Here is a 4,346-nt window from a genome sequence, read left to right as displayed (position 1 = left end):
GGCTGAAGACGATGTCGAAGGCGCGTTTGGCGACCGAATCCCAGTCGTTGATCGGCTTGTCGAAGATGTCGAGCATCGGCACCGCGCCGATGTAGGAATAGGCGCGCGGGCGAAACTGCAGCGCGTTGGAATGTGCCGACAGCCGGATGTCGACCGGCAGCACCCACAGCTTCTTCAGCAGCTGCAGCACCCGCGATTCGGCGGTCAGCGGCAGCGATACGATCAGCATGTCGATGCGGGCGATGCGGGCGAACTCGATCAGTTCCGAAATGGTGCCGAGCTTGGGGTAGCCGGCGACGATGGGCGGCGAGCGCTTGTCGCCGCGATCGTCGAAGATGCCGCAGATGCGGATATCGTTGTAGGGCTGCTTTTCGACCGAGCGGATCAGGATTTCCGCCGCCTTGCCGCCGCCGACGATGACGGCGCGCCGCTCCATGCGGCCATCGCGCGCCCAGGCCCGGATCAGCTTCGACATCACCAGCCTGAGGCCGAAGATGAGAACGAAGCCGATGACGAACCAACTGCCGAACAATAGGCGCGAATAGTCCTGCGACATCTTCATGACGAATGCCGTCAGCGCCATCAGGGCGAATGTGCCGGCCCAGACCAGCAGCACGCGGCCGAAGTTGGCGATGGGCCGCATCAGGGCGACGATCTGGTAGCAGTCGGTGACGTCGAGCAGCACCACGGCAAGGAACGAGCCGGCTGCGATCGTCACCGGATATTGCCAGGCGAGATAGTTGAAGAAACCGACATAGTGGAAATAGACGGCGAGCCCGGACAGGAACAGCAAGCCGAATTCGACCATGCGCAGGACACCGCTGACCATGATCGGCGACATCGTATCGCGCCGGTATTGCGAGGCGACCTGGCGGGCGACATCGTTCATGCCGCTTGGCGTGTCGCCGTCGGCCGGGCCGTCGAATTTACGCACCGCCTCTGCTGAAAAGCGGCGCGCGGGGTCGATCTCGTTCATGAGGGCTTTCCGCAAACTTCCCCATGGTCATAGCAAAAGAGAGCTAAGAAACCCTTGAAACAACGTATGGCTTTGGAACGGCTTGGCCCTGTGCCTACCTGTCGAGCGCGGCGAAATAGGCCTTCTCGATGTCGGCGGCCATCACATCGGCGCCGAAGCGTGCCTTGAGGTTGGCGCTATCGGGCATCAGGTCGCGATAGGCGACCGGGTCGGCCAGCGCCTGGCTCATCCTGTCGGCGAGCTCGATCGGGTCAGGTCGGATCAGGGCAGGGGAACCGGTGTCGAATATCTCCGGGATGCCGCCGACCGCGGTTGCGATCATCGGCTTTCCCGCGGCAAGCGTTTCCAGGACGATATAGGGCATGGCTTCGGCGCGCGAGGGAACGATGATAAGCGCGGCAAGGGCAAAGGCCTCCCTGGCCGGCATCGGCGGCAGGAAGCGGACATGGCGCTCGAGCCCGAGGCGTTTCACTTGCCCGTGGTAACGCGCAAGGTCGTCGCCGTCGCCGACCATCACCGCGGTCAGTGCGCGGCCGAACTGTGGGCCGGCGAGGGCCAATGCGTCGATGAAGATATCCGGTCCCTTCAGGTCGCGCATCATGCCGATATAAAGCAGGTCGGCTGCGTCCGGCTCGGTGATCACCGGCTCGAATTCAGTGGCGCGCAGGCCGTTATAGACGAGGGTGTTGGGAATGGGCGGCTCGCCAACCTTGTGGCGATAGGTCCGCCGCTCATAGTCCGAGACAAACAGCAGATAGTCGGTGAAGCGAGCCATGAAGCGCTCGAGCGCGAAGAACAGCTTTCCGATGACCGTGCTCTCGTCATAGTGGAGCGAGCCGCCATGCGGCGAATAAAGGCGGGCTACGCGAGACCTTGATACCCGCAACAAAGAGCCGAACAGACGGGCATAGGCGCCACCCTTGGCGCCGTGCCCATGCAGTACGTCCGGCCGCAATTCCTTGATGATCCTGTATGTGCGCCAAGCCGAGGCAAGGTCGCCGGGACCGACATGGCGCTGCATCGGCGTGCGATGAATGCCGAGCGCCAGCATGCCCTTCATCTGCTCGAACAAATGTTCCTCGAACGCGCCGCCCGTCGTCGAATCGCAGACGATGCCGACCGAATGCCCGGCGGCGACCTGCGCCTCGGCCAGGTCGCGCACATGCCGGAAAATTCCTCCGACGGGTGAGCGAAAGCAATGGACGATCCTGAGCCTGTCCGCCACGTGGTGTCTGTCAGAACAGACGTTCGCGGACGTAGACCGTATCGCCCGGCAGCAGCGGGTCGGAGGTGACCACGCGGCCGGTCATCACCTTGCCGTTGATGTCGCGGGTGATGTCGACGCTTTCCTGGTTGGCGCGCGGCGTAAAGCCGCCGGCAATGGCGATCGCCTTCTGCACCGTCAGGCCGGGAACATAGGAATATTGGCCGGCGGCACCCACTTCGCCCATGACGAAGATCGGCCGGTAGCGGTCGATCTCGACCGAAACGTCGGGATCGCGCAGATAGCCTTGCCGCAATTTGTCGGCGATCTCCTTTTCCATCTGCTGCGCGGTGTGGCCGCGCGCCGGTATGGCGCCGACAAGCGGGAAGGAGAGATAGCCGGATTGATCGACACTGTAGGTGTTGGTCAGCCCGTCCTGCTCGAACACGGTCACGCGGACGCGGTCGCCGGCGCCAAGACGGTAGGGCTGATCGAGCACCTCATGGAAGGCGGCCGGCGTCGGCCGGTAGCTGGAACAGCCAGCCAGCATCGATACGGCAAGCAGCGCGCGAAACAGGGAAGCAGTGCTTTTCATGACCGGACAAGTACCTTCGACTGGGCCGCTGCGGCGTCGCAGCAAACATCAGGGATCGAGGCCCGTTATCATCCTGTTAGGGTTAATGGCCGGTAAAGGGAGCGGCCGACACGTGGCGCATCGGCAAGAGTTTTTGTGATTCTTGGCGGTTTTGTTTGCCGCCCGCCAGTAAACCCTAACGGAAACTTACCACGATCTTAACGGCTGAGTTACCATAGTTGTTTACGGTGCGTGCTGACCCAGTATCGGAGTAGGGATGCATGTCCGTTCAGTCCGCGGCCGCAGATGTCGATGTCGATCTCAGGCAGCTCTTCGCCAGTCTGGCGAGGAACTGGCTGCGTATAGTCCTCGTCGTCCTGTTGGCAACCGGGCTGGCCTTCGCTTTCGCCTCGCTGGCAACCCGGCACTACAAGGCCGAGACGCAGGTGGAGATCGCGCCGCGCGAATCCATCTACACGCGGCCGGCCAGCAACAACAATGACACCGACAAGCCTATTCTCGACGAACAGGGCGTCGCCACCCAGGTCCAGATCATTTCCTCCAACGAAATCCTCAAGCAGGTCTCGCAAAAGCTTGGTCTGGAAAAACTGCCCGAGTTCAATGAAGCGCTCGACATGTCGGCGGTGAGCCGCGCTCTGGTCCTGGTCGGGCTGAAAAGCGACCCGATGGAAATTCCGACGGAAGAGCGCGTGCTCAAGAAAATGCACGAGAAGCTCAACGTCTATGGCGTCGAGAAGACCCGCATCATTGCCGTCGAGTTCTCATCGGAAGATCCCAAGCTCGCGGCCGCCGTACCGGACGCCATCGCCGCCGCCTATATAGCGGGGCAAGGGGCGGCCAAGCTCGAATCGAACAGCGCCGCGGCAGACTTCCTGGCGCCCGAGATCGCCGACCTGCAGCGGCAGGTCAAGGATGCCGAGGCGAAGGTCGCCGCCTATCGCGCCCAGTCCGATCTCCTGATGGGTGGCAACAATTCGGTGCTGGCCACCCAGCAGCTTTCGGAACTGTCGAGCGAACTGTCGAAAGTGCGCGCCAACCGCGCCGCGGCCGAAGCGACCGCCGACGGTGTGCGCAGGGCGCTGCAGAATGGCGGTTCGCTGGATGCCGTGCCGGAGGTTCTGTCGTCGGACCTGATCCAGCGCTTGCGTGAGCGACAGGTCGAATTGCGCTCCAACATCGCCGATCTGTCGACGACACTGCTTGGCAATCATCCGCGCATTCGCGCGCTGAAATCGCAACTGTCCGATCTCGACGCACAGATTCGCAGCGAGGCCCAGAAGATCATGAAAGGCCTGTTGATGCAGGCCGAGACGGCAAAGGCCCGCGAGAACCAGCTTGTCGCCGACGTCAACACATTGAAAGCCGCTTCGGCGCAGGCCGGCGAACAACAGGTCGATCTCGACGCACTGCAGCGCGACGCGACCGCCAAGCGACAGCAACTCGAACTGTACCTGACCAACTACCGCGAAGCCGCTTCGCGCCAGGATCGCAACTATCTGCCGGTCGACGCGCGGATCGCCTCGAAGGCTTCGGTTCCCTCCGAGGCCTACTTCCCGAAGGTCGGGCCGATC

General features: G+C 62.6%; 3 protein-coding genes and 1 pseudogene. 1 reads left to right on the top strand and 3 read right to left on the bottom strand.

Annotated features, from left to right (window positions below; genetic code table 11):
• From EN893_RS20580 to EN893_RS20570, 3 genes and pseudogenes are all read right to left on the bottom strand, one after another.
• A pseudogene (locus EN893_RS20580) lies at positions 1 to 976 on the bottom strand (undecaprenyl-phosphate glucose phosphotransferase); the annotation flags it as partial.
• Positions 977 to 1,070: 94 nt separating this feature from the next.
• Positions 1,071 to 2,201 carry a glycosyltransferase family 4 protein gene (locus EN893_RS20575; protein WP_127267066.1) on the bottom strand — a complete coding sequence of 377 codons (1,131 nt, stop codon included), beginning with the start codon at positions 2,199 to 2,201 and terminating at the stop codon, positions 1,071 to 1,073.
• Between the two features lie 10 nt (positions 2,202 to 2,211).
• Entirely contained in the window at positions 2,212 to 2,775 is a 564-nt protein-coding gene (locus EN893_RS20570; protein ID WP_013532220.1) for a polysaccharide biosynthesis/export family protein, read from the bottom strand.
• 260 nt (positions 2,776 to 3,035) lie between these two features.
• Between EN893_RS20570 and EN893_RS20565 the strand changes: the two genes are divergently transcribed.
• The coding region (locus tag EN893_RS20565) for a GumC family protein (RefSeq protein WP_164900986.1) at positions 3,036 to 4,346 on the top strand (1,311 nt) is incomplete at its 3' end.

Source organism: Mesorhizobium sp. M7A.F.Ca.CA.004.04.2.1, assembly GCF_004022825.1.
In the GTDB taxonomy this organism is placed as follows: domain Bacteria; phylum Pseudomonadota; class Alphaproteobacteria; order Rhizobiales; family Rhizobiaceae; genus Mesorhizobium.
The sequence above is the reverse complement of the archived record's forward strand: the minus strand, read 5'-3'. Positions and strand labels throughout refer to the sequence as shown.

Bases quoted from the DNA above. Each gene is read 5' to 3' on its own strand.
- EN893_RS20570 (WP_013532220.1), bottom strand. From the start codon at position 2,775: ATGAAAAGCACTGCTTCCCTGTTTCGCGCGCTGCTTGCCGTATCGATG.